23 protein-coding genes are annotated in these 25,636 nt (G+C 69.9%); 20 read left to right on the forward strand and 3 right to left on the reverse strand.

Annotated features, from left to right (window positions below):
* The first annotated feature begins 64 nt into the window (after positions 1-64).
* The 6 genes from AC07AG_RS00245 (at position 65) to AC07AG_RS00270 (ending at position 5,479) form a co-directional block, all read left to right on the forward strand.
* The gene (locus AC07AG_RS00245) at positions 65-505 is read left to right on the forward strand and encodes a phage holin family protein (RefSeq protein ID WP_478750290.1); all 441 of its coding nucleotides are present in this window, start codon (positions 65-67) and stop codon (positions 503-505) included.
* Entirely contained in the window at positions 502-936 is a 435-nt protein-coding gene (locus AC07AG_RS00250) for a DUF3618 domain-containing protein (RefSeq protein ID WP_478750292.1), read from the forward strand. Before AC07AG_RS00245 ends, AC07AG_RS00250 begins: the two co-directional genes overlap by 4 nt.
* On the forward strand, positions 933-1,199 hold the full coding sequence (locus AC07AG_RS00255; protein ID WP_478750294.1) for a DUF4235 domain-containing protein: 267 nt from the start codon (positions 933-935) through the stop codon (positions 1,197-1,199). Before AC07AG_RS00250 ends, AC07AG_RS00255 begins: the two co-directional genes overlap by 4 nt.
* A gap of 141 nt (positions 1,200-1,340) precedes the next feature.
* Positions 1,341-3,227 (forward strand): family 20 glycosylhydrolase, encoded by a 1,887-nt coding sequence (locus AC07AG_RS00260; RefSeq protein ID WP_478752140.1) that lies wholly within the window; start codon positions 1,341-1,343, stop codon positions 3,225-3,227.
* Between the two features lie 87 nt (positions 3,228-3,314).
* Positions 3,315-4,961 carry an alpha-L-fucosidase gene (locus tag AC07AG_RS00265; protein ID WP_478750296.1) on the forward strand — a complete coding sequence of 549 codons (1,647 nt, stop codon included), beginning with the start codon at positions 3,315-3,317 and terminating at the stop codon, positions 4,959-4,961.
* 119 nt (positions 4,962-5,080) lie between these two features.
* Complete coding sequence (locus AC07AG_RS00270) at positions 5,081-5,479, forward strand: nuclear transport factor 2 family protein (RefSeq protein ID WP_478750298.1); 399 nt, start codon at positions 5,081-5,083, stop codon at positions 5,477-5,479.
* Positions 5,480-5,488: 9 nt separating this feature from the next.
* Here AC07AG_RS00270 and AC07AG_RS00275 read toward each other — a convergent pair whose 3' ends face one another.
* On the reverse strand, positions 5,489-6,505 hold the full coding sequence (locus tag AC07AG_RS00275; RefSeq protein WP_478750300.1) for a LacI family DNA-binding transcriptional regulator: 1,017 nt from the start codon (positions 6,503-6,505) through the stop codon (positions 5,489-5,491).
* Positions 6,506-6,756: 251 nt separating this feature from the next.
* On the opposite strand from AC07AG_RS00275, the gene AC07AG_RS00280 reads away from it, so the two are divergent.
* The 6 genes from AC07AG_RS00280 to AC07AG_RS00305 all read left to right on the forward strand — a co-directional run bounded on the left by AC07AG_RS00280 (position 6,757) and on the right by AC07AG_RS00305 (position 15,159).
* The gene (locus tag AC07AG_RS00280; protein ID WP_478750302.1) at positions 6,757-8,064 is read left to right on the forward strand and encodes an extracellular solute-binding protein; all 1,308 of its coding nucleotides are present in this window, start codon (positions 6,757-6,759) and stop codon (positions 8,062-8,064) included.
* A 23-nt stretch (positions 8,065-8,087) separates the two neighbouring features.
* Positions 8,088-9,041, forward strand: coding sequence for a carbohydrate ABC transporter permease (locus AC07AG_RS00285; protein ID WP_478750304.1), 954 nt, complete (start codon positions 8,088-8,090; stop codon positions 9,039-9,041).
* 113 nt (positions 9,042-9,154) lie between these two features.
* Positions 9,155-10,000 (forward strand): carbohydrate ABC transporter permease, encoded by an 846-nt coding sequence (locus AC07AG_RS00290; protein ID WP_478752142.1) that lies wholly within the window; start codon positions 9,155-9,157, stop codon positions 9,998-10,000.
* A 113-nt stretch (positions 10,001-10,113) separates the two neighbouring features.
* On the forward strand, positions 10,114-11,391 hold the full coding sequence (locus AC07AG_RS00295) for a glycoside hydrolase 5 family protein (RefSeq protein WP_478750306.1): 1,278 nt from the start codon (positions 10,114-10,116) through the stop codon (positions 11,389-11,391).
* 235 nt (positions 11,392-11,626) lie between these two features.
* Entirely contained in the window at positions 11,627-14,656 is a 3,030-nt protein-coding gene (locus AC07AG_RS00300; protein ID WP_478750308.1) for an alpha-mannosidase, read from the forward strand.
* 131 nt (positions 14,657-14,787) lie between these two features.
* A complete protein-coding gene (locus tag AC07AG_RS00305) occupies positions 14,788-15,159 on the forward strand; it encodes a VOC family protein (protein ID WP_478750310.1) in 372 nt (123 codons plus the stop codon).
* Between the two features lie 17 nt (positions 15,160-15,176).
* Here the strand turns inward: AC07AG_RS00305 and AC07AG_RS00310 are convergent, their stop codons facing one another.
* Positions 15,177-15,878: a FadR/GntR family transcriptional regulator gene (locus AC07AG_RS00310; RefSeq protein WP_478750312.1), complete on the reverse strand. Its 702-nt coding sequence runs from the start codon at positions 15,876-15,878 to the stop codon at positions 15,177-15,179.
* A gap of 234 nt (positions 15,879-16,112) precedes the next feature.
* Between AC07AG_RS00310 and AC07AG_RS00315 the strand changes: the two genes are divergently transcribed.
* From AC07AG_RS00315 to AC07AG_RS00350, 8 genes are read left to right on the forward strand one after another with little or no spacing between them, the layout of a single operon-like run.
* A complete protein-coding gene (locus tag AC07AG_RS00315; RefSeq protein WP_478750314.1) occupies positions 16,113-17,198 on the forward strand; it encodes a sugar ABC transporter substrate-binding protein in 1,086 nt (361 codons plus the stop codon).
* A gap of 8 nt (positions 17,199-17,206) precedes the next feature.
* The gene (locus AC07AG_RS00320) at positions 17,207-18,766 is read left to right on the forward strand and encodes a sugar ABC transporter ATP-binding protein (RefSeq protein ID WP_478750316.1); all 1,560 of its coding nucleotides are present in this window, start codon (positions 17,207-17,209) and stop codon (positions 18,764-18,766) included.
* Positions 18,759-19,802, forward strand: coding sequence for an ABC transporter permease (locus tag AC07AG_RS00325; RefSeq protein ID WP_478750318.1), 1,044 nt, complete (start codon positions 18,759-18,761; stop codon positions 19,800-19,802). The genes AC07AG_RS00320 and AC07AG_RS00325 overlap by 8 nt, the downstream gene beginning before the upstream one ends.
* Before the next feature lie 49 nt (positions 19,803-19,851).
* On the forward strand, positions 19,852-21,192 hold the full coding sequence (locus AC07AG_RS00330) for an L-fuconate dehydratase (RefSeq protein ID WP_478750320.1): 1,341 nt from the start codon (positions 19,852-19,854) through the stop codon (positions 21,190-21,192).
* Positions 21,189-21,953: an SDR family NAD(P)-dependent oxidoreductase gene (locus AC07AG_RS00335; protein WP_478750322.1), complete on the forward strand. Its 765-nt coding sequence runs from the start codon at positions 21,189-21,191 to the stop codon at positions 21,951-21,953. The genes AC07AG_RS00330 and AC07AG_RS00335 overlap by 4 nt, the downstream gene beginning before the upstream one ends.
* On the forward strand, positions 21,950-22,963 hold the full coding sequence (locus AC07AG_RS00340; RefSeq protein WP_478750324.1) for an aldo/keto reductase: 1,014 nt from the start codon (positions 21,950-21,952) through the stop codon (positions 22,961-22,963). Before AC07AG_RS00335 ends, AC07AG_RS00340 begins: the two co-directional genes overlap by 4 nt.
* Positions 22,960-23,274 carry an L-rhamnose mutarotase gene (locus AC07AG_RS00345; protein ID WP_478750326.1) on the forward strand — a complete coding sequence of 105 codons (315 nt, stop codon included), beginning with the start codon at positions 22,960-22,962 and terminating at the stop codon, positions 23,272-23,274. Before AC07AG_RS00340 ends, AC07AG_RS00345 begins: the two co-directional genes overlap by 4 nt.
* 38 nt (positions 23,275-23,312) lie before the next feature.
* Positions 23,313-24,161, forward strand: a complete 849-nt coding sequence (locus AC07AG_RS00350; RefSeq protein WP_478750327.1) for an amidohydrolase family protein — start codon at positions 23,313-23,315, stop codon at positions 24,159-24,161.
* Here the strand turns inward: AC07AG_RS00350 and AC07AG_RS00355 are convergent.
* Positions 24,149-25,567, reverse strand: coding sequence for a lipase maturation factor family protein (locus tag AC07AG_RS00355; protein WP_478750329.1), 1,419 nt, complete (start codon positions 25,565-25,567; stop codon positions 24,149-24,151). The genes AC07AG_RS00350 and AC07AG_RS00355 overlap by 13 nt on opposite strands.
* Between the last annotated feature and the right edge of the window lie 69 nt (positions 25,568-25,636).

Below are 25,636 nucleotides of genomic sequence, written 5' to 3' on the forward strand. Positions count from 1 at the left end.
CGACCATGTGCCGATCCCGGGGATCGGGGTACTCGGCCGCAGAACAGACAGGAGGTTGATGACGATGGCCCAGACAGGCCCGCACACCACAGGCCGCGACAGCGGCGGACGGACCGCCCCCGCCAATGAGCCGGTGGGTGATCTCGTGCAGCGCGCGTCGCAGCAGCTGACGGAGCTGGTGCGCGGCGAGATGCGTCTGGCGCAGGCGGAGATGAAGGAGAAGACCAGGCGCTACGGCAAGGGCAGCGGGTTGTTCGGCGGAGCCGGTCTCATCGGCTTCCTCACCCTGCAGGCCCTCGTCGCCACCGCGATCGCGGCGCTCGCCGTGCCGCTTCCGGTGTGGGCGGCGGGGCTGATCGTCACCGCCGTCCTCGGTCTGATCGCCGCGGTGCTTGCCATGACAGGCAAGAAGGAAGTCGGCCGGGCCGCCCCGCCGATCCCCGAGCAGGCCATCGACGGCGTGAAGGCCGATGTCGCAGAGATCAAGGAGAGTGCACAGCGATGAACCAGCCCGACAAGCACACGGCCGGCCCCGGGGAACTGCGCGCCAAGGTCGAGCAGACCCGCCAGGACCTGGGGGAGACGGTCGAGGCGCTGGCGGCCAAGGCTGACGTCAAGGCCCGCGCGCAGGACAAGGCGGTCGCGATCAAGGGCCAGACGGCCACGAAGGCCGCGGAGCTGAGCGGTCAGGCGATGGCGAAGGCCACCGAGGCCGCCCATGCGCTGCAGGACAAGGTGCCCGACCAGGTCAAGGACAAGGCGGCCGCTGCCACCGGGCAGGTGAAGGCCGCGGCAGGACAGGCGACGGAGGTGTGGCACGACAAGGCGCCGGAGCAGGTCCGCAGCCGCCGCACCGCCTTCCTCGCGGGTGGCGCGACGCTGGTGGTCGCGTACGTACTGGTGCGGCGCAGGCGCAAGCACGGGAGCGCGGCGTGAAGGCTTCGAAGATCGCCTACAAGCCGGTCGGCATGGCGCTCGGTGCGCTGGCCGGTGTGGCCGCGGGCGGGCTGTTCAAACAGGCGTGGAAGGTGGCGGGACACGACGAGGACGCGCCCGATGCCACCGATGAGGACCGCGGCTGGGGCGAGATCCTACTCGCGGCCACTCTGCAGGGCGCGATCTTCGCCGTGGTCAAGGCGGCCGTCGACCGCGGCGGCGCTGTAGCCACACGGCGGTTGACGGGTATCTGGCCGGGCTGAAGACGTCTGGCCCGGCTGAACAAGCGGCCCGGAATTCATCCGATGGGTCGGTGCGCGGCAGCGCAAATGTCCAAGTCCCTGCCGCGCACAATGCATTGACACCCTCACGGGGCGCTTGAATCATCGGATGTCATGACTGACATGCGCATGATGCTCGCGCCCCGTGCGCGGCTCCGCAGGCTGAGAGGCGCCGCAGTGGCCCTGCTGCTGCTCGCGGCGCCCGTCCCGGCGGCCCAGGCCGCCGGGACACCGCAGCCCGCGTCGGAGCCGCCCCGCACCGTTCCCGCCCTCGCCGACTGGACGCCGGGCAAGGGGAGTTACACGTACGGGCCCGGCACCCGGCTCGTCGCACACGGGCAGGCGGCGCGCGAGGTCGCCCGCACCCTCGCCGACGATCTGCGCGCCGCGGGCGAGGGCAGGGTGCCGGTCACCGGCGGCGCCCCGCGCGACGGCGACATCGTGATCGACGTCGCTCCCGCACGAAAGCCCCTCGGCGCCGAAGGGTACGAACTGCGCGCCGGCGAACGCCTGGAGATCACCGGCGCGACGGAGACCGGAGCCTTCTACGGGACCCGCACCCTCCTCCAGCTCCTCGCCCGCAGCGACCGCGTACCGGCCGGACACACGGTCGACGTGCCGCAGTACAAGGAGCGCGGGGTGGGCGTCTGCGCCTGCTACATCCACGTCTCGACGCCCTGGCTCGAGAACCTCGTACGCGACATGGCGTACAACAAACAGAACCAGCTGCTCCTCGAACTCAAGGTGAAGAGCGAGAAGCACCCCGAGGCCAACACCTGGGGCTACTACACCAAGAGCGAGATACGCCGTCTCGTCGCGCTCGGCGAGAAGTACCACGTCACGATCATCCCGGAGATCAACTCGCCGGGCCACATGGACCCTTGGCTGGAGAAGCGCACCGACCTCCAGCTCACCGACTCCGACGGCAAGCCGCAGCCCTCGCGCCTCGACGTCACCAAGGACGAGGCCTTCGCGTACTACACGAGCCTCATCGACGAGTACGCCGAGGTGTTCCCCGCGAAGTCCTGGCACATGGGCGCCGACGAGTACATGCTCGGTTCCGACTTCGCCAAGTACCCCCACGTCCTCGCCTACGCGAAGAAGAAGTACGGCGAGAAGGCGACCCCGCAGGACGCCTTCGTCGACTTCATCAACCGGGTGCACGCCTACGCGGCGGGCAAGGGAAAGCAGCTGCGCATCTGGAACGACGGCCTGACCGGCGCGAACACCGTGCCGGTCGCTGCGGGTACGAGCGTGGAGCACTGGCTCGACGTGAAGACGAAGCCGAGCCAACTCATCCGCCAGGGATACCCGTTGCAGAACGCCGCCTACTCCCTCTACCTCGTCCGCGGCGGCTTCCACACCGACACCAAGGCGCTGTACGACAAGGCGTGGGACCCGCGCAGCTTCGAGGGCGAGAAGCTCGCTTCGCGGGACGGCATCACCGGGGCGAAGATCAGCCTGTGGCCGGACAACGGCAAGGGCGAGACCGAGAACGAGGTCGCGGCCTCCATGGCGATGCCGCTCAGCCATGTCGCCCAGGTCACCTGGGGTTCGGCGCACCCGGACCCGACGTACGCCGACTTCACCGCACGCGCCAAGTCCGTGGAACACGCGCCTGGTTGGCGGGACCTGACGAAGGCGCCGGTGGCGGACGGAACGTACACCCTGCGGGACACCAAGGGGCATGCGGAGCCCGCCGCCTATGAGGTCAAGCGCACCGCGGACGGCTACGTCACGCTGAAGTCCGCGGCGGACGGCACCTGCCTGGAGACCCGCAGCGGCAAGATCACGCTCAACGTGCCGCTGGAGCCCGGAAGTTCGGTCACGCAGGAGACGTGCGACGCGGCCAACACCCTGCAGCGGTGGCAGCTGGACAAGGCGGCGGGCGGCTACCGGCTGACGAACGCGATCACGCGGATGTCCGTGCACGTCGCCGATGACGGGCGGCTTCAGCAGTATCCGGCGGATCAACGGACGCCGGCGACATGGACCTTGACCACCGGCTGATCAGATCCCGGCGCCCAGAGAGCAGGCCGGATCAGATCCCATCGCCCAGAGATCGCCCAGAGAATCGACAGGGAGACCCGCACCCCCATGACTGTCAGCAGACGTCTCTTCGTGACCGCCGCCGTCACCACGGCGGTCGCCGCGTCGAGCAGTTCCCTCGCGCTCGCGGCGCCCGGCTCCGGGGGCGGGGCCGCCGTGGCCGCTCCCGAACCGCCCTACCGCATCCCGATCAGCTCCAAGGACTCCCCGGACGAGGTCGTCGCCAAGGCGTCCCAAGTCCGGCCGACGGAACGGCAGATCGCCTGGCAGCGCCTTGAGCAGACCGCGTTCCTGCACTTCGGGGTCAACACCTTCACCGGCCTCGAATGGGGCACGGGTGACGAGGACCCCGACGTCTTCCAGCCGTCAGGACTCGACACCGACCAGTGGGCGCGGGCCCTGCGCGACGGCGGCTTCAAGCTCGCCATCCTCACGGTCAAGCACCACGACGGCTTCGTGCTCTATCCCTCGCGCTACACCAAGCACAGTGTGGTGAGCAGCAGTTGGCAGGAGGGGAAGGGCGACGTACTGCGCTCGTTCGCCGACTCGCTGCGCCGGCACGGCATCAAGGTGGGCGTCTACATCTCGCCCGCCGACGAGAACCAGTACCTGCACGGCGTCTACGCCAACGGCAGCGCGCGCTCGCGGCGCACCATCCCCACGCCGGTGGAGGGCGACGACCGGGCGGACGCCGCCGCCGTGCGCTCCTTCACGCTCGACGCGACCGACTACGGTGCGCACATGCTCAACCAGCTCTACGAAGTGCTCACCGAGTACGGGCCCGTCGACGAGGTCTGGTTCGACGGGGCGCAGGGGCGCATCCCGCCGGAGAAGGTCGAGACGTACGACTGGGACAGCTGGTACGCGGTCATCCGCGCCCTGGCGCCGAACGCGACGGTCGCCGTGCGCGGGCCCGACGTGCGGTGGGTCGGCAACGAGGGCGGACTCGCGCGTGAGAACGAGTGGAGCGTCGTCCCCGTCAAGGACTCGGGGAACGGGAGCATCGACTACGCCCTGAAGTACGACGCACCCGACCAGGGAAGCCGCGATGCGCTCGCCGACGCGAGAGCGGTCGCCCAGTACGTGCAGTGGTGGCCGGCGGAGTGCGACGTCTCGATCAGGCCCGGGTGGTTCTTTCACGAGGACGAACAGCCCAAGTCCGTCGGGCAGTTGACGGACATCTGGTTCCGCTCGGTGGGCCGCAACTCCGTGCTGCTCCTGAACATCCCGCCGGACAAGAGGGGGCTGCTCCCGGATGCGGACGTCGCGCGGCTGCGGGAGTTCCGTGAGCGGATCGGGCGTGAGCTGCCGGAGGACTTCGCGCGCGACGCCCGCGCCCGCGGTGACGGCCGCCGTCCGTCGTACGCGGTCGACGGCGACCCGGACACGGCATGGGCCTGCCCCGCGCCTTCCCGCGGGACGCTCACCGTCGACCTGGGCCGGGCGCGCGATGTCGACCGGATCCGGCTCGGGGAGGACATCCGGCGGGGGCAGCAGCTGGAGCACGCGGTGATCGAGGCGCGGGTGACCGCAGGGGCCGGATGGTCCCCCGTGACCGAGGTGGACACGGTGGGGGCGAGCCGGGTCCTGACGCTGGCCACGCCGGTACGGGCACGGGAGTGGCGGCTTCGGGTGACGGGGTCACGCGGGGCGGTACGCCTCGCGGAGTTCGGTCTGTACCGGTCGCGGGTGTAGGGGGCCACGTCCGGGGCTGTGCGGACGTGCGGACGAACGAACGACGCTGTCCGTCCGCACGGCCCCGGCTCTCCGCCATTCGAAGTCCCTTGCCCCACAGCGGTGTTACCGTCGCGGCCATGTCCAAGAACGAGATCGACGCGCTGACCGCCGAGTTCTTCGGCGCCTTCACCAACCTGGGCGGCAAGGCCGCCGACGTGACCCGTCTGCGCCGCCTGATGCTCCCGGGCGGTGTGATCGTCACGACCGGCCCGCAGTTCACGGTCTACACGGTGGACGAGTTCATCGAGCCCCGCCAACGGCTCCTGACCGAGGGTCGGTTGGTGGAGTTCTCCGAGTGGGAGACCTCAGAGAGGACCGAGATCGAGGAGGGCATCGCCTCGCGGTTCGGCACGTACAGCAAGTCCGGGATCCTGGACGGCAAGCCGTTCGAGGGCGGCGGAACCAAGACCATCCAGTTCGTCCGCACTCCGCAGGGCTGGCGGATCGCGGCGTTCTCCTGGCACGACGCGCCCTGATACCGCCGCTCAGCTCTCGGCCACCCGCCCGGTGCTCTCCCGCTCGATGAGCCTGGGCAGCGGCACCTGGACCGTGGCCGCGGGGCCGTCGTCCAGGAGGGACAGGAGCTCGCGGGCCGCGGTCCGGCCGAAGGACGTCGTGTCGCGTGAGAGCGCCGTCAGCCATGGGTGCACCATCCGGCACAGCGCCGAGTCCTCCCATGCGATCACCGATACGTCCGCCGGCACGGTGAATCCGAGCGAGGCCGCCGCGGCGACCCCGGCGACGGCCATCACGTCGTTGTCGTACACGAGAGCCGTCGGCGGTGACGCGGCGGAGAGCACCCGCCGTGTCACCGCGGCGCCCTCCGCGTCCGAGTAGTCCGTGGTCACCGAGCGGACCTCGGACAGGTCGCGGCGCTGGGCCTCGGCCCGCAGCGTCCGGATCCGCCGCTCCGTGTGGGCGAGGCCGGGGAGCCCCGCGATGTGCACGATGCGGCGGTGCCCGAGTGCGTGCAGATGGTCCACGATCGACGCCATCGCGCCCGCGTCGTCCGCCCAGACGGTGGAGAGGGCGGGGTGGTGCGCCTCCGGATCCGGCACGCCGCCCGTCACCACCGCGGGCAGGCCGAGCTCGTCGAGGAGCGCAGGGCGGGGGTCGTCCGTGCGCGGGTCCACGACCAGGACGCCGTCCACCCGGTGCTCGGCCCACCACCGCTGGTAGACCGCGCACTCGGCGGCCACGTCCTCCACCACCTGGAGGAGCAGGCCCAGTTGACGCTCCGCCAGGACCTCCTGGATGCCCGAGATCAGCTGCAGGAAGAAGGAATCGACGCCCAGCGTCCCGGCGGGCCGTGCCAGCACCAGGCCCACCGTCGCCGAGCCCTCACCGGACAGTGCGCGCGCCGCCGTGCTCGGGTGCCAGCCCAGCTGCTCGGCGACCCTGCGGACCCGGTCGCGGGTGACGTCGGAGACTCCGGGCCGGTCGTTGAGCGCGAAGGACACGGCGCTCTCGGAGACTCCGGCGCGGCGTGCGATGTCCTTCATGGTCGGCCTGCGTGCCGGGGACCGCTTGCCTTGCACCGGTGTTGCCCCTTTCCTGTGGTGCGCATACTAATGCGCTTGAGCCCGACTACTCTAAAGCGCATTAGTCGATCGCCGCAAGAAGTTCAACGCACTGCTCTGACCTGCGCAGTTGATGGAGTCGATAGAGATTGTTCAACGAATCCATTGACTTTTTACCGGAGTTCCATGCAGGGTCTGCCTCACGCTGGGCCGAGCAAAGGAGCCGTTTCACCGTGCGCATCTCCCACCACCCCCGCATCCCCCGCAGGGCAGCCGCCGCTGCCGCCGTCCTCGCCGTGCTCCTGCCGCTGAGCGCCTGCGGCGACGGAGGTGACGGCGGCGGCTCGACCGACGCCTCAGGCAAGATCGAGGGCGAGATCACCTTCCAGACCTGGAACCTGAAGGCCAACTTCAAGTCGTACTTCGAGGACGTCGTCGACGGCTTCGAGAAGAAGTACCCGGGCACGAAGGTGAACTGGGTCGACCAGCCCGGCGAGGGCTACGCCGACAAGATCAGTGCCGACGCCGCGGCCGGCACCCTGCCCGACGTCGTGAACGTCTCGCCCGACCTGGTGGCCCCACTCGCCAAGGCCGGGCTCGCGCTCGACCTCGACAAGGCGGCGGGCAAGTACGAGAAGGAGTACCTGCCGGGGGCGTGGAAGAGCCACCAGATACCGGGCACGGAGGGGACGTACGCCTTCCCCTGGTACCTGAACACCGGGCCGCTCTTCTACAACAAGCGGATCTTCAAGGACGCGGGGCTCGACGCCGACAAGCCCCCGACGACGTACGACGAACTCTTCGACGACGCGCTGACGTTGTCGAAGGAGAGCAAGGGCAAGACCGCCACGCTCGCGAACGTCCCCACCATCGAGGACTTCGGCCGCTACGGCGTCCCGCTGATGGACAAGGACGGGACCAGGTTCACGTTCAACGGAGCCAAGGGCGTCGAACTCCTCACCAAGTACAAGAAGTTGTACGACGCGAAGGCCCTGGACCGGCAGGCCCTCACTGCGACGCCCGAGTCGACGGGGAAGAAGTTCCTCACCGAGGCCGTCGCCATGAACCCCGGAAGCGCCCTGGACCTCGGCAAGTTCAAGAAGGACGCGCCCGGTCTCTACAAGAACATCGGGATCACCCCGCAGATCACCAACACCGGCAAGGACAACATGTACGTGATGGGGGTGATGGTGAACACCCGCACCAAGCAGACGCCCGCCGCCGTGGCCTTCGCCCACTACGTGACGGACGCGCAGCACCAGATGTCCTTCGCCAAGAAGGTGGCGATCTTCCCCAGCACGCAGGGCTCGCTCGACGACCCGTACTTCACCAAGCAGGACGGCACCGATGACACGCGTGTGCGTGTCGCCGCAGCCAAGTCCATCAAGACCGCGGTGAATTACACGCCCGTGCTGTTCAGCGAGCAGATGAAGATCGAGCTGCGCAACGGCGTCGCGCGGGCTCTGCAGGGCAAGGAGAGCCCCAAGGAAGCGCTTGACAACGCTGTCAAGAACTGCGACCGGCTCCTGAAGCAGAGCTGAGAAGACGACACGGGACCACCACCATGAAAAGCTCAAGCGCCGCCACCGTTCCAGGTGCCGCCGCCGACGATGACGACCGCAGCCCTCGTAGACGCAGTCGCAGTCGCATCAGGCGTCAACTGCCCTCCAGTCCCTGGCTGTTCGCCGCCCCCGGGCTGCTGATCGTCGGCATCTTCATCCTCTATCCGTTCGTCAGCACGCTCATCAACTCCTTCACCGACAAACGGACCCTGATGCCGGGGGAGTACGTCGGCCTGGACAACTTCCGCGAGCTGCTGCACGACGACATGTTCTGGATCGGGCTCCGCAACTCGACGCTGTACGTCGTCGGGGTCGTCCCCGCGCTCGTCCTGCTGCCGCTGCTGCTCGCGATGCTCGTCCAGAAGCACATCCCCGGCATCACCTTCTTCCGGTCCGCCTTCTACACGCCGGTGGTCGCGTCCATCGTCGTGGTGGGCCTGATCTGGGTGTGGATGCTGGATGAACGGGGCCTGGTCAACGCGGTGCTGGAGACGGTGGGTGTCGGCTCGGTCGGCTTCCTCAGCGACCAGTGGCTGCTCCTCCTGAGCGCCATGGCCGTCACGGTCTGGAAAGGCCTCGGCTACTACATGATCATTTATCTGGCGGCCCTGGCCAACGTGCCGCGCGAACTGCACGAGGCCGCCTCGGTGGACGGCGCGGGCGCGGTGCGCCGCTTCTTCACGGTCACCGTCCCCGCCGTGCGCTCCACGATGGTCCTGGTCGCCGCACTCTCCTCGGTCGCCGCCTTCAAGGTGTTCTCCGAGGTCTACCTGATGGCCGGACCCAACGGCGGTCCGGCCGGCGAGGACACCACGCTCGTGATGCTGGTGCAGCGCGTCGGCACCGGCCTGACCGGCCGCGTCGGGTACGCGTCGGCCATCTCGGTCGTCGTCTTCGTCGTCACCGTCGCGCTGATGCTGCTCGTGCTGCGCGCGGACCGGAAGGAGGAGGCGTGAGCACCGCGACGGATGACACGCACAAGACCGAGCAGGCGGCGAAGGCGAGGGCCAAGGCGCAAGCGAAGGCGGAGGGCAAGGTCCGCAAGGCCGGGGCCCGCAGGCGAGGGCGGATCACCGACGAGAACGGCCGCCGGATGCCCGTGTGGGAGATCGTCCTGCGCTACGCACTCCTGCTCGGCGTACTGGCGCTGATGATCGGCCCCTTCCTGTGGCAGTTGTCCACCTCCCTGAAGGGCCCGCACGAGAACATCTTCAGCTCCCCGCCCAAGTTCCTGCCGGGCAGCCCGACACTCCACAACTACGAGCGGGTCGCCGACACCATCCCCGTCTGGGACTACGCGCTGAACTCCCTGAAGGTGGCCGCCGCCAACGTGGTGACCAACTGCGTGGGCGCCACGCTCGCCGGCTACGCCCTCGCGCGCCTGCGCTACCGGGGCCGCAGGGCCGCCACGGTCGTCTTCATCCTCGCCATGCTGGTGCCCGTCGAGGGCATCATCATCGCCCAGTTCACGACCATGCGGGAGCTGGGTCTCAACAACACCCTCATCGGTGTGCTGCTGCCCGGCTGCGTCTCGGCCCTGAACGTCCTGCTGATGCGCAACGCCTTCCTGAACCTGCCGTACGAGATCGAGGAAGCCGCGTTCGTCGACGGCGCGAACGTCTGGCAGCGATTCCTGCGGATCGCCCTGCCCGCGGTCAAGGGCACGCTCGCCGTGGTGGCGATCTTCGCCTTCATGGGCGCCTGGGACGACTTCCTGTGGCCGCTGATCGTGCTGAGCGACCCGGACAGGTTCACCCTGACCATCGGCCTGAACTATCTGCACGGCACCTTCGCCAACGACGAACGGCTCGTCGCCGCGGGCACGGTCATCGCCGTGCTTCCGCTGATCGTGCTCTTCGCCTGTCTCCAGCGGTACTTCTTCCGTGGGGTGGGCGAGGGGGCGGTGAAGGGCTGAAGCCCGCCTTCCGCCTTCCGCCTTCCGCGTTCCGTCTTCCGCGTTCCGTTCCCTGTTGCCTGTGGCCCGCCGCCCCGGTACACCCCTGCACCCCCCCAAGAACCAGGACTCGCATGCCTTCTGTGCTTTCTGATCCTTCCGAGCCTTCTGCGTTTTCCGAAGCACCGCGCTTCGGCGCGAACTACACCCCCAGTCAGGGGTGGTTCCACCACTGGCTCGACTTCGACATCGACGCCGTGCGCGCCGACCTCGACGCGATCGCCGGGCTCGGCCTCGACCACATCCGGGTCTTCCCGATATGGCCCTACTTCCAGCCCAACCGCACCCTCATCCGGCCGCGCGCCGTGGAGCAGCTCGTCGCCCTCGCGGACGCGGCGGCCGAGCGGGGGCTCGACGTCAACGTCGATGGACTGCAGGGGCACCTGTCGAGCTTCGACTTCCTGCCCGCGTGGACGCAGACCTGGCACCGGCGGAACATCTTCACCGACCCCGACGTGGTGGAGGGTGAGGTCGCCTACCTGCGGACGCTCGCATCCGCGCTCGCCGACCGGCCGAACTTCATCGGCATGACCATCGGCAACGAGGTCAACCAGTTCTCGGCGGGCCCGCATCCCGATCCGGACCGCATCACGCAGGAGCAGGCGGGGGAGTGGCTGCGCCGGGTGCTCGCCGCGTGCGAGGAGGGGGCGCCGGGCAAGCTGCATCTGCACGCCGAGTACGACGCCGCCTGGTACCAGGACGACCAGCCCTTCACCCCGGCCCAGGCCGCGCGGCTCGGCGGCGCGACCGCCGTGCACTCCTGGGTGTTCAACGGCACGGCACAGCGGCACGGGAGGGAGGCGGTCGCCACCGAGCACCACGCGGCGTACATGATCGAGCTGTCCAAGGCCTGGGCGGACGACCCGCACCGCCCGGTCTGGCTCCAGGAGGTGGGCGCGCCCGCTCCCCTCATCCCCGCGGAGCATGCGGCGTCCTTCACCGAGGCGACGGTGGCGGCGGCGCTGGACTGCGCGGATGTGTGGGGGGTGACGTGGTGGTGCTCGCACGATGTGTCGCGCTCGCTGTCGGACTTCCCTGAACTTGAGTACAGCCTGGGCCTGTTGACGAACGACGGCCGGGTCAAACCGGGGGGTGAGGTGCTGGCCCGGCTCGCGAAGGAGTGGCGGGGGCGGAAGTACGCGCCTGCGGTGCGGACCACTGCCGTGGTGGTTGACGACTCGACCTCGGAGCGGTCCGCGTGTGGGCCCGGGGGGCCGGTGTTCGAGGCGTTCGCCCGCCTCGTGGCGGACGGGGTCCGGCCCACCACCGTGCTGGACAGCCGGGCCGGTGAGTTGGAGCACTTGACTGCGCGGGGCATCACGGAGGTGGTGCGGCCGGGGGAGGTCGGTTAGGCCGAAGATGGCTCCCCACCCCGCCGCCTCCCGAAAACCCGCTCGGCGCGGGGGCCTTGGCGAACGTCATCACCGGCTTCGCCGAGTTCGTCCTCAATCGCCGGACGGGCTGGAACTATCCAGCGCGGAGCCCCAGGCAGGCCCCCGCGCCGAGCGGGACTTCAGGAAGGGGTGGGGTTGGGGAAATGGAAACCCGTCAACCCCTCCGCACCCGACACGCAAACGGAGTAACACCATGCACGACGACCGCACCCTCGTAGAAGCCCGCCTCAAGCGCGTCCTCGACGAGCGCATCCGCCCCGCCGTCTACCCGGAGTCCGTCCCCCTGGACGTCGCCGTATGGACCGCCCCGGGTGAGCCCGTCCCCGTGGCGGAAGGCCTCGCCGCGACCCCCGAGCCGACCGAGGTCGGCGCCGCGTGGGGCGCCCCCTGGGCCACCAGCTGGTTCCAGGTGACCGGCACCGTGCCCACGGAATGGGCGGGGAAGACCGTCGAGGCCATCCTCGACCTCGGCTTCGACGAGAACATGCCCGGCTTCCAGTGCGAGGGCCTGGTCTACCGCCCCGACGGCACCCCCGTGAAGGGCCTCAACCCCCGCAACCAGTGGGTGAGGATCGCCGCCCCGGCAACCGGCGGCGAAGACGTCCACCTGCACATCGAGGCCGCGTCCAACCCCGTCATCCTCGACTACCACCCCTTCCTGCCCACCCAGCTCGGTGACAAGGAGACGGCCGGCAGCGAGCCCCAGTACAAGCTCGCCCGCATGGATCTCGCCGTCTTCGACGAGACCGTGTGGCAGCTCGTCATCGACCTCGAGGTGCTCGGCGAGCTGATGCAGGAACTCCCCGAGGACTCCGGGCGGCGTTACGCCGTCGTGCGAGCCATCGGCCGCGCCCTGGACGCCGTCGACCTCCAGGACGTGAACGGTTCGGCGCCCGCGGCCCGTGCCGAGCTCGAAGGCGTGCTCACCACCCCCGCCGAGCCCTCGGCCCACCGCATCAGCGCCGTCGGCCACGCGCACATCGACTCGGCGTGGCTGTGGCCGCTGCGCGAGACGGTGCGCAAGGTCGCGCGTACGACGTCGAACATGACCGCGCTCATCGAGGACGAGCCGGACTTCGTCTTCGCCATGTCCCAGGCGCAGCAGTGGGCGTGGGTCAAGGAGCACCGGCCCGAGGTGTGGGCGAAGGTCAAGAAGGCGGTCGCCGACGGGCGGTTCGTGCCCGCGGGCGGCATGTGGGTCGAGTCGGACACGAACATGCCGGGCTCGGAGGCGATGGCCCGTCAGTTCGTGCACGGCAAGCGGTTCTTCCTTGATGAATTCGGTGTCGAGAACGACGAGGCCTGGCTGCCCGACACCTTCGGGTTCGCCGCCGGTCTGCCGCAGATCATCAAGGCGGCGGGCTCCAAGTGGCTGCTCACGCAGAAGATCTCCTGGTCGCAGACCAACCGCTTCCCGCACCACACCTTCAACTGGGAAGGCATCGACGGCACCCGCATCTTCACGCACTTCCCGCCCGTCGACACCTACAACTGCTCGATGAAGGGCAGCGAGATCGCCCACGCGGCGAAGAACTTCAAGGACAAGGGAGTCGCCCGGCACTCCCTCGCACCGACCGGCTGGGGCGACGGAGGCGGCGGCACCACCCGCGAGATGATCGCGAAGGCGGGACGCCTGCGGAACCTGGAGGGCTCGGCGACCGTCGAGTGGGAGACTCCCTCCGCCTTCTTCGAGAAGGCCGAGGCGGAGTACCCGAACGCCCCTGTCTGGGTGGGTGAGTTGTACCTGGAGCTCCACCGCGCCACGCTCACGAGCCAGGCGGGGACCAAGCAGGGCAACCGCCGCAGCGAGCATCTGCTCCGTGAGGCGGAGCTGTGGGCGGCCACGGCTGCCGTGCGGTCGGCTGAATTCGCGTACCCCTACGAGGAGTTGGACCGCGTCTGGAAGACGGTCCTGCTCCACCAGTTCCATGACATCCTGCCCGGCTCGTCCATCGCCTGGGTGCACCGGGAGGCGCGCGCGACATACGCGGCGGTCGCCGAGGAGCTGAACGGCATCATCGACGCGGCCCAGCGCGCGCTCGCGGGCGACGGCGGCACGGGCACCCTCGTCTTCAACTCCACCCCGCACACCCGGGACGGCGTCCCGGCGGGCGGCGCCCGCCACGCCGCCATCGACGGCCAGTCGGCGATCGCCTCGCGCGCCGACGGCGGGTACGTCCTCGACAACGGCCTGCTGCGGGTCGAGATCGACGCGCGCGGTCTCGTCGTGTCCGCGTACGACATCGTGGCCGACCGGGAGACCGTCGCGCCCGGCCATGCGGCGAACCTGCCGCAGATCCACGCGGACTTCCCGAACATGTGGGACGCGTGGGACGTCGACGAGTTCTACCGGAACACGGTCACCGATCTCACGGAGGCGGACGCGGTCGAGCCCGTGGAAGGCGAAGGCGGTGCCTCGGTCCGTGTCGTACGCAGCTTCGGTGACTCGCGGCTCACCCAGGTGCTGTCCCTGGCGCCCGGATCCACGCGCCTGGACATCGACACGGAGGTCGACTGGCACGAGACGGAGAAGTTCCTGAAGCTGGCGTTCCCGCTGGACATCCACGCGGAGCGGTACGCGTCGGAGACGCAGTTCGGCCACTTCTACCGGGCCACGCACACCAACACGAGCTGGGAGGCCGCCAAGTTCGAGGCGTGCAACCACCGCTTCGTGCACATGGAGGAGCCGGGGTGGGGTGTCGCCCTGGTCAACGACTCGACGTACGGCCATGACGTGACACGCACGGTGCGCGCATCGGACGCCGGTACGACCACGACGGTGCGCGCCTCGCTCCTTCGCGCCCCGCGCTTCCCCGACCCCGAGACGGACCAGGGCATCCACCGCTTCCGGCACGCGCTTGTCCCGGGGGCCGCGATCGGTGACGCGGTGCGGGAGGGGTACCGGATCAACCTTCCCGAGCGGCGGATCACGGGCGGCGCCGATGTGACCCCGCTGGTGACGGTCGACAACGACGCCGTCGTCGTCACGGCGGTCAAGCTCGCCGACGACGGCAGCGGTGACGTGGTCGTCCGCTTCCACGAGTCGCGCGGCGGCCGTGCGAAGGCAACGCTGACCGCGGGCTTCCCGGTCGGCTCCGTCGAGGTGACGGATCTCCTGGAGCGGCCCCTCACCGACGCGACGGCGCCGGAGCGCTCGGGCGACGACGTGGCGCTGACGCTGCGGCCGTTCGAGCTGGTGACTCTGAGGTTCACGCGGGCGTGACGGTTCGCTGAGCGCACGTCGAGGGGCATCGAGCAGCTGCCCGGACGCCGGACGGGCGGGCCCATCGGCCCGTCCGTCCGGCGTCGTCCGGGGCCACGCGGTGACGCCAACTGCGGTGCAGACTGGCCGACATGCCCGTCTCCCTGCATCACATCGTCGTCGACGCCCATGACCTTCCCGCCCTGGCCCGGTTCTGGGCCGAGGCGCTGCGCTGGCGGATCCTGTCCGAGCGCGAGCGGGAGGTGGTGATCGGCCCGGACGAGACCGCGCCGGTGGGCATCTGCTTCATGCCGGTGACCGATCGCAAGGTCGTCAAGAACCGGCTGCACCTCGATCTGACGACGTCGGCCGACGACCGGGACGCCGAGATCGAGCGCCTGCTCGCACTCGGCGCCCGCAGGGCGGAGGTGGGGCAGAGCGGTGCGGAGTCGTGGACCGTCCTGGCCGATCCGGAGGGGAACGAGTTCTGCGTGGTCCGCCCGAAGGGCACCCTCATCGCCTAGCAGCTAGCGGCTAGCAGTTAGCCGTCCAGCTGCGCCCGCAGCCACTCCTCCACCTCACCCACATGCGCCGCCGCCGCGGCCCTCGCCGCCTCCGGGTCCCTGGCCACCAGGGCCCGGTGGATGCGCGCGTGCTCGCGGCGGGTGCGTTCGAAGGCGCCCTCCTCCTGGTAGCCGCGCCACACCCGTGCGCGGAACGTGCGCGAGGACAGGCCCTCCAGGATCGCCGCCATCGTGTCGTTGCCCGCCGCGAAGGCGATCGTGCGGTGGAACGCCAGGTCGTGGGAGAGGATCTCCTCCGGGTCCTCCGTGGCGTTCATCGCCTCCAAGTGCTTTTCCACGTCCGCCAGTTGGTCCGCCGAGATGCGCGCCGCGGCCAGTGCCGTCGCCGTGGATTCCAGGACCCTGCGCACCTCCAGGAGTTCCACGAGCCGTGGTCCGCGTGACAGGTCGGCCACGACGCCGAAGGTCTCCAGGAGGTCACCGGCCTCCAACTGCGTGACGTAGATGCCCGAACCGTGCCGGGCCTCCAGGACACCCATCACCGTGAGCGCGCGGATCGCCTCCCGCATGGAACTGCGCGAGATGCCCAGCTGCGTCGCCAAGTCCCGCTCCGTCGGCAGCCGTTCGCCCGGTTCCAGACGGCCCTCGCCGATCATCGCCTTGATCTGCTCGATGGCCCGCCCGGTCACGGTGCCCTTCTGCGGGGCGGTCTGGTCCACGTGGTGCTCCTCCAATAGCCGAGTGCGCCGCAGTCTAACCAGAGATGTGGTCGGACCACTACGGCTCAAAACAAGGAAAAATTGGCGACGAGGGGTGTTGTGAGCGCCAAGTGGTCTGATAAATATTCGCCCATCAGTCGCTAGGAACCGCTGGGAATCGCCAGAACTTCGTCCGATCACGCTCGATCCACGGTTGATCCACGCTCGATTTCACGCTCGATGAGGAGCCGTCAGATGGCCGGCAGAACAGTGCGCAACAGGTCCAGCAGGGTGGGGATTTCGCGGGCGGCGCGGATCGCCGCCGCGGCGGCCTGCGCGTCCCTCGTGCTCACGGCATGTGGCAGTACGAAGGACAGCGCGGCGCCCGCGGGCGGCGAGGGCGGCGGAGAGGGCAAGGTCGGGGTGATCCTGCCCCTGCTGACCTCGCCCTTCTGGCAGTCGTACAACGACTACGTGCCGAAGATGGCGAAGTCCGAGGACGTCGACGCGCTCAAGACGGTCAACTCCAACAGCGACCCCTCGCAGCAGATCACCGACATCAACAACCAGCTCAACCAGGGCGTGAAGGGGCTCGTCGTCGCCCCCCTCGACAGTGCGGCGATCTCCGCGGGCCTCGACCAGGCCGAACGCAAGGGCGTCCCCGTGGTCGCCGTCGACGTCGCCCCCGAAAAGGGCAAGGTCGCGATGGTCGTGCGGGCCAACAACGTCGCGTACGGCGAGAAGGCCTGTGACTACCTCGGCAAGCAGGTCAAGACCGGCAAGGTCGTCCAGATCATGGGAGACCTCGCATCCGTCAACGGCCGTGAGCGCTCCGAGGCGTTCCGCACCTGCGTGAAGAAGAAGTTCCCCAAGCTCAAGGTCCTGGAGATCCCCGCCAAGTGGGAGTCCGACACGGCCGCGTCCAAGCTCGACACGCTGCTCAACTCCAACCCCGACATCAAGGGCATCTACATGCAGGCGGGCGGCGTCTATCTCGCGCCCACCCTGCAGACCCTGAAGTCCAAGGGAATGCTGAAGAAGACGGGCGAGAAGGGGCACATCACCGTCATCTCGAACGACGGCATCCCGCAGGAGTTCGACGCCATCCGCAAGGGCCAGATCGACGCGACCGTCTCGCAGCCCGCCGACGCGTACGCCAAGTACGGGATGTACTACATCAAGGCCGCGATGAACGGGAAGAAGTTCAAGCCAGGACCGACGGACCACGACTCCACCATCGTGAAGCTGCCCAGCGGCATTCTCGAGGACCAGCTGCCCGCCCCGCTGGTCACCAAGCAGAACGTGGACGACTCCAAGCTGTGGGGCAACACGGTCAAATGAGTACGCCGATGACCAAGTCCCCGGCTCCGGGGCCGACGGCGCTCGTCGAAGCGACCGGCATAGCCAAGCGGTACGGACCCACCGTCGCGCTGCAGGACGGACAGCTGACCGTCCTGCCCGGTGAGTCCCACGCCCTCGTCGGCCGCAACGGCGCGGGCAAGTCCACCCTCGTCACCATCCTCACCGGCCTGCAGGCCCCGGACGCGGGCACCGTCCTCTTCGACGGCGAGCCGGCGCCGCCGCTCACCGACCGCGACGCCTGGCGCCGCAAGGTGGCCTGCGTCTATCAGAAGCCGACGGTCGTGCCCGATCTGACCGTCGCGGAGAACCTCTTCATCAACCGGCAGCCCGAAGGCCGCGGCGGCTTCATCAGCTGGCGCAGACTGCGCACGCAGGCCGCCGATGTGCTCGACACCTGGGACGTGCGGGTCGACCCGGAAGCGCGCACCGCCGACCTCAAGGTCGAGGACCGCCAAATGGTCGAGATCGCAAGGGCGTTGAGCTTCGGCGCGCGGTTCATCGTACTGGACGAGCCCACCGCGCAGCTCGACAACCGTGAGATCGAGCGCCTCTTCACACGCATGCGGGCGCTCCAGGAGTCCGGGGTCACCTTCCTCTTCATCTCGCACCACCTCCAGGAGGTGTACGAGGTGTGCCAGACCGTCACCGTCCTGCGCGACGCCCGCTGGATCACCACGGCCCCCGTGGCCGATCTGCCGCGCGCCGCCCTCGTCGAGGCGATGGCGGGCGAGGCCCTGCGGGAGAAGGAAGCCGCCGAGGAGTCCGTCGCCAGGACCGAGGTCCCGGCCGACGCCCCGGTGATGCTCGACGTCACGGGCCTGGCCGGTGAGTCGTACGCGGACATCGACCTGACCGTCCGCAAGGGCGAGGTCGTCGGCCTCGCCGGATCCAGCGGCAGCGGCAAGATCAACCTCGCCGAGACCTTCGCGGGGCTGCACACGCCGACCGGCGGAAGTGCCCGGCTCGACGGCAAGCAGCTCCCGTTCGGCGACGTGAGCGCCACGCTGCGGGCCGGTGTCGGCTGCGTCCCGCGCGACCGGCACGACCAGGGCCTGGTCTTCGGGATGACGATCGGCGACAACGCCACGATGACCGTGCTCGACCGGCTCGGGAAGTACGGCTTCGTCGGCACCGAGCGCAAGCGCGCCTTCGCCGACGAGCTGATCGACCGCCTCGACATCCACGCCGAGGGGCCCGACCAGCCCGTGTCCGACCTCTCCGGCGGCAACGCGCAGAAGGTCGTCATGGCGCGAGCGCTCGCCTCCGACCCACGGCTCCTCGTCCTGATCAACCCCACCGCGGGGGTGGACGTGAAGTCCAAGGAGTCGCTGCTCGCGCGGATGGACAACGCCCGCGAGGACGGCACCGCCGTACTCGTCGTCTCCGACGAGCTGGACGACCTGCGGCGCTGTGACCGCGTCCTGGTCCTCTTCCGCGGCCGGATCGTCGCCGAGCACGCGGCGGGCTGGCACGACCACGAGCTGATCGCCTCGATCGAGGGCGTGGAAGAAACCGAAGGAGTGCAAGGAGTGAATGACCGTGGCTGACACGAAGGCCCCGTCGGCCTCGACCGCACCGGACCTGACCGCGAAGACCGACAACGCCCGCGCCCAGGCACGCTCCGTGCTGCTACGGCGCGCCCGCGAACTCGCCCTGGTCCCCGCCCTGTTGCTGCTCATGCTGCTCGGCGCCCTGGTGAACGACTCGTTCCTCACCGAACGCAACCTCATCTCCATCCTCGGCGCATCCGCGGCTCTCGCGATGGTCGTGCTCGCCGAGTCGCTCGTCCTGATCACCGGCAAGTTCGACCTGTCCCTCGAATCGGTCGTCGGCATCGCGCCCGCCGTCGGCGCGCTGCTCGTGCTGCCCGCCGCGCAGGCCGGATTCGGCACCGAGATGCCCGCCGTGGTGGCGCTGCTCGCGATCCTCGTCGTCGGCGCTGTCATCGGCGCCTTCAACGGCATCCTCGTGGTCAAGCTCAAGCTGAACGCGTTCATCGTCACGCTCGCCATGCTGATCGTGCTGCGCGGACTGCTCGTCGGCGCGACCGAGGGCAAGACGCTCTTCGGGATGCCCGACGCCTTCTACACCCTGGCCACCTCGACGTTCCTGACCATCCCGCTCTCCGTGTGGCTCGCCGCCCTCGCCTTCGGCATCGCGGGCTTCGTCCTCAAGTACCACCGCGTGGGGCGCGCCCTGTACGCGATCGGCGGCAACCCGGACGCGGCACGCGCCGCCGGTATCCGCGTCGAACGCGTGATGCTCGGCGTGTTCGTCGTCGCCGGTGTCCTCGCCGCCGTCGGCGGACTCATGCAGACCGGCTACGTCGGCGCGATCAACGCCAACCAGGGCCAGAACATGATCTTCACCGTGTTCGCGGCCGCGGTCATCGGCGGCATCAGCCTCGACGGCGGCAAGGGCACCATGTTCGGCGCCCTCACCGGCGTCCTGCTGCTCGGCGTCGTACAGAACCTGCTCACCCTCGCCCAGGTGCCTTCCTTCTGGATCCAGGCCATCTACGGCGGAATCATCCTGGTCGCCCTGATGATCGCGCGCGTCACCACCGGCCGTGCACAGGACTGACCCCGCACCGGGTTCCCCGCCTCGCTGCCCCTTTCCGGAAAGGCCTCCTGTGTCCCCGACTTCAGCCCGCATCACCGCGGTCGACACCTTCGACGTACGGTTCCCGACCTCACGGGAGCTGGACGGATCCGACGCGATGAACCCGGACCCCGACTACTCCGCCGCCTATGTGGTCCTGCGCACCGACGCGGACGACGGCCTGGAGGGGCACGGCTTCACGTTCACCATCGGGCGCGGCAACGACGTCCAGGTCGCCGCGATCGAGGCGCTGCGCCACCATGTGCTCGGGCGGTCCGTCGAGGAACTCTGCGCCGATCCGGGGACGTTGAACCGCGACCTGATCGGGGACAGCCAGCTGCGCTGGCTCGGGCCCGAGAAGGGCGTGATGCACATGGCCATCGGCGCCGTCGTCAACGCGCTGTGGGACCTGGCGGCCAAGCGGGCACGCAAGCCCCTGTGGCGGTTCCTGGCGGACGCCGAGCCCCAGTGGCTGGTCTCCCAGGTCGATTTCCGCTACATCGTCGATGCCCTCACCCCTCAACAAGCCCTGGAGATACTCCAGTTGGGCAGGCAAGGCGCCGCCGAGCGCGAAGTCGCGCTGCGAAAGCGCGGCTACCCCGGCTACACGACGTCACCGGGCTGGCTCGGCTACAGCGACGAGAAGCTGACCCGCCTCGCGCGCCAGGCCGTGGCCGACGGCTTCACCCAGATCAAGCTGAAGGTCGGCGCGGATCTGGCGGACGACGTACGCCGCTGCCGTACCGCCCGTGAGGCGATCGGACCCGACATCCGGATGGCGATCGACGCCAACCAGCGCTGGAACGTCGGCGAAGCCGTCGAGTGGACGCGCGCGCTCGCGGAGTTCGACCCGTACTGGGTCGAGGAGCCCACAAGCCCCGACGACGTCCTCGGCCACGCGGCGATCCGCGAGGCGGTCGCCCCGGTCAAGGTCGCCACCGGCGAGCACGTGCAGAACCGCATCGTCTTCAAGCAGCTCCTCCAGGCGGGCGCCATCGACGTACTGCAGATCGACGCGGCCCGCGTCGGCGGCGTCAACGAGAACCTCGCGATCCTGCTGCTCGCCGCCAAGTTCGGCGTCCCGGTCTGCCCGCACGCCGGCGGCGTGGGCCTGTGCGAACTCGTCCAGCACCTGTCGATGTTCGACTACGTGGCACTGTCCGGGACCACCGAGAACCGCGTCATCGAGTACGTCGACCATCTCCACGACCACTTCATCGACCCGGTCGTGCTGCGCGACGGCCACTACATGGCCCCCGCGGCGCCGGGCTTCTCGGCCGCGATGCGGGCCGAGTCGCTCGCCGAATTCACCTATCCGGACGGCGCCTTCTGGGCCGCCGACCTCGCTCAGGGCAAAGGAGCAGCCGCATGACGGACGTCCAGGACTTCGAGGGCCTGAAGGCCCTGGTCACCGGCGGAGCCTCCGGCATCGGGCGGGCCACGGCCGAACTGCTCGCCGCGCGCGGCGCCCGGGTCGCCGTGCTCGACCTGAACCCGGACGACGTCGAGAAGCCGCTCACCGGCTACCGCGCCGACGTCTCGGACGACGCATCGGTGCGCGAAGCCGTCGCCGCCGCGGTGGCCGACCTCGGCGGACTCGACGTACTGATCAACAATGCGGGCATCGGCGCGCAGGGCACCGTCGAGGACAACGACGACGCCCAGTGGCACAAGGTGATCGACGTGAACGTCCTCGGCATCGTGCGCACCACCCGAGCCGCCCTGCCTCACCTGCGCCTCTCCACCCGGGCGGCGATCGTCAACACCTGCTCCATAGCCGCTACCGCGGGCCTCCCGCAGCGCGCCCTGTACTCGGCGTCGAAGGGCGCGGTGCTCTCCCTGACGCTCGCCATGGCCGCGGACCATGTACGCGAAGGGGTGCGTGTCAACTGCGTCAACCCCGGCACCGTCGACACCCCGTGGGTCGGCCGCCTCCTGGACGCCGCACCGGACCCGGCGGCCGAGCGTGCCGCGCTCGCGGCCCGCCAGCCCACAGGGCGCCTCGTCACCGCGGACGAAGTCGCGGGCGCCGTCGCCTACTTGGCGAGCCCCCTCTCCGGTGCCACCACCGGCACCGCGCTCGCCGTCGACGGCGGAATGCAGGGGCTGCGGCTGAGGCCGGCGGGCCGGTGAACGGCCTGTCCCGGCGCACCATAGGCCCCGGCGGCGTCGAGGTGACCGCGCTGTCCTTCGGCGCCGCCGGCCTCGGCAACCTCTACACGCCGATCAGCGACGAGGAGGCGGCCGGGGCGATCGACGCGGCATGGGACGCGGGCATCCGCTCCTTCGACACGGCGCCGCACTACGGCATCGGCCTGTCCGAACGCAGGGTGGGCCAGGCGCTGCGGGCGCGCCCCCGCGAGGCGTACACGCTCTCGACCAAGGCGGGCCGCCTCATCGAAGCGGTGGAGCGGCCCGTGGGCGACGACCTCGCCCACGGCTTCGCCGTGCCCGCCACGCACCGCCGTGTCTGGGACTTCAGCGCGGACGGCGTCCGCCGCTCCCTGGAGGCGAGTCTGACCCGCCTCGGTCTGGACCGCGTCGACACCGTCTACCTCCACGACCCGGACGACCACGCCGAACAGGCCTTCCGCGAGGGGTATCCGGCCCTGGAGCGGCTGCGCTCCGAAGGCGTCGTCGGCGCGATCGGCGCGGGCATGAACCAGACGCGGATGCTCACCCGCTTCGTCCGTGACACGGACGTCGACGCCGTGCTGTGCGCGGGCCGCTACACGCTCCTTGACCAGAGCGCGCTGGCCGAGCTGCTGCCGTCGGCGCGGGAGCGCGGCAAGGCCGTGGTCATCGGCGGCGTCTTCAACTCGGGCCTCCTGGCCGACCCCAGGCCCGGCGCGACCTACGACTACACGACCGCACCCCGCGCCCTCGTGGACCGCGCGCTCCAGTTGAAGGCGATGGCGGAGCGGCACGGCACCACGCTGCGCGCTGCGGCCCTGGCCTTCCCCCTGGCCCACCCGGCGGTCGCCACCGTTCTGGTCGGCGCCCGCTCGCCGCACGAAGTCCGGGACGCGGCGGCGCAGTTCGCCTCCGCCGTGCCCGCCGGCTTCTGGAAGGAAGTACGCGCCGAAGGGCTGCTGCCCGCCGGTGTACCCGTCCCCGGAGAGGACCGAGAGGACCCCGCGTGAGAATCGCCCTGCACACCAAGGTCCGCGCCGACCGCGTCGCCCAGTACGACGCGGCGCACCGCGAGGTGCCCGCCGAGCTCGTCGCCGCGATCCGCGCGGCGGGCGCCACCTCCTGGACGATCTGGCGCAGCGGCACCGATCTCTTCCACGTCCTGGAGTGCGAGGACTACGCCCGTATGCTCGCGGAGCTGGAAAAGCTGCCGGTCAACATCGCCTGGCAGGCCCGCATGGCCGAGCTCCTGGACGTCGTCCACGACTACTCGGCAGAGGGCTCGGACGCCGGGCTGCCCGTCGTGTGGGAGCTGCCGTGACGCCGCCGGGCGCTGCGGCGACACCGCTGGGAGCCGCTGTGACACCGCGCATCGTCGACTCCCACCACCACGTGTGGGACCTCTCCGTACGCGACCAGGAGTGGATCAGCGGCGATGCGCTCGCCCCGATCCGCCGGAACTTCTCCCTTGCCGACCTCCTGCCCGAGGCGCGCGCCGCCGGTGTCACCGCGACCGTCCTGGTCCAGACGGTCACCGTCGCCGACGAGACCCCCGAGTTCCTCGCCCTTGCGGCGGACGGCGACCTGGTGGCGGGCGTCGTCGGGTGGACCGACCTCACCCGCCCGGATGCCGCGGACGCGCTCGCCGAGCTGCGCGAACTGCCGGGCGGGCAAAGCCTCGTGGGTATCCGTCACCAGGTCCAGGGCGAGCCCGACCCGCAGTGGCTGCTGCGGCCCGACGTGCGCCGCGGCCTGGCCGCGGTCGGCGCGGCGGGTCTGGCCTACGACCTCGTCGTCCTGCCCCACCAGCTCCCCGCCTGCGTCAGGGCCGCCCAGGAGCACCCCGAACTCACCTTCGTGCTCGATCACTTGGGCAAGCCGCCCATCGCCTCCGGCGCCCTCGAACCCTGGGCGGCGGCGGTCCGCGCGCTCGCCGCGCTGCCCAACACCGTCTGCAAACTCTCCGGCCTGGTGACCGAGGCCGACCCGAAGGCCTGGACTGTCGACGACCTGCGCCCGTACGCGGACACGGTCCTGGACGCCTTCGGTCCTGACCGGCTGATGTTCGGGTCGGACTGGCCCGTCTGCACCCTGGCCGCCACGTACGGCGAAGTCGTCGACGCGGCACGGCAGTTGACCGCGTCGCTGAGCGACAGCGAGCGCGCCGCCCTCTTCGCGGGGACCGCGACCCGTGTCTACCGTCTCTGATCCACCCGCGTCGGCGGCAGGAACTCCCGCACGTACGTCCGCTCCCAGCAGGCGCCCGTCTCGCGCAGCTCACTCCACGTCGTGTAGCGGTAGCGGTAGAGGCGGGCGCGGATGTACGCGGGCGGGGCCTCCGGTGGGAACGGGACGTGGCGCAGCAGCCGCAGCGTGTCCCGGTCGCCGTCCAGGAGGCGCTCCACGAGCGGGCCGAACCACGGTCTCGCGTACGCGGGGGAGAGCGCGGCGAACCACATCATCCAGTCGAGCCGCAGATGGTACGGCGCGAACTGCCGCGGCCAGCGGCGCACATCGCCGGGCTTGCCCTTGAACTCGTACTCCCGCCACTCGGATTCCTGACGGGGTGTCGTATCCGACGTGCCCTCGATGACCACCTCCAGGCGGACGCGGCTGACGCTGCCGAACGCCCCGTAGGCGTTGACTAGATGGAGCGGGTCGAAGGAGTAGTTCATGATCTGCCGGCGCGAGAACAGATTGCGCGCGGGACGGTAACTCAGGCCGAGGAGCAGCGCCGCCACCGCGATGACCACCACTTCGTACCAGAGCGGGGGAGCGGGGGAATACGACGGCGCTCCCGTGCCGCCGAAGTCCACGACGGACACGGCGAGCACGATCGTCAGCCAGTTGAGCCAGGAGAAGTTCCCCGACAGGACCAGCCACAGCTGGGTGGCGATCATCAGGCAGGCCGCGGCCGTCGCGATCGGCTGGGGAGTGAACAGCAGGACGGGAACGACGAGTTGGGTGAAGTGGTTCGCCGCGACCTCCACCCGGTGGACGGGCCCCGGCAGATGGTGGAAGAACCAGCTCAGCGGCCCCGGCATCGGCTGGGTCTCGTGGTGGAAGTCCAGACAGGTCAGCTTGCGCCAGCACGCGTCGCCGCGCATTTTGATCAGCCCGGCCCCGAACTCGACGCGGAACAGCACCCAGCGCAGCAGGAGGAGCACGAGGACCGGCGGCGCCGTCTCGTCGTTGCCGAGGAAGACGGCGAGGAAGCCCACCTCCAGGAGCAGCGACTCCCAGCCGAAGCCGTACCAGGTCTGCCCCACGTTCACGATCGAGAGGTACAGGGCCCACGGCACGACCCACAACAGCATGCCGCCCCACAGGGGGAGGAGGCCGTCGGCCCCCGCGAGCAGCGCGAGGGAGCAGGCGCAGCCCGTCCACGCGACGAGGGCGAAGAAGTGGTCCGAGTAGTGGAGCTGGAAGAGGCTCGGCGCCCGGCGGAACGGCACACCCTCCACGTGGCGCGGCACCGGCAGCATGCCGCGTTCCCCGATCAGCGCCCGGAACTGCAGCGCGGCGCCCAGGAACGCGACGAGGTAGACGGCGGCGAGCGCCCGCTGGAACACGAGGCGGCCGATCCAGTACTGATCTGCGGTGAACCACTCCACAAGGCCATCTTGCGCTCAAAGCTGCCCGGCTCCCTCCCGGCCCGCGGACACGTTCCCGCTTGCGCACCG

This window comes from Streptomyces sp. NPDC044044 (assembly GCF_056434405.1).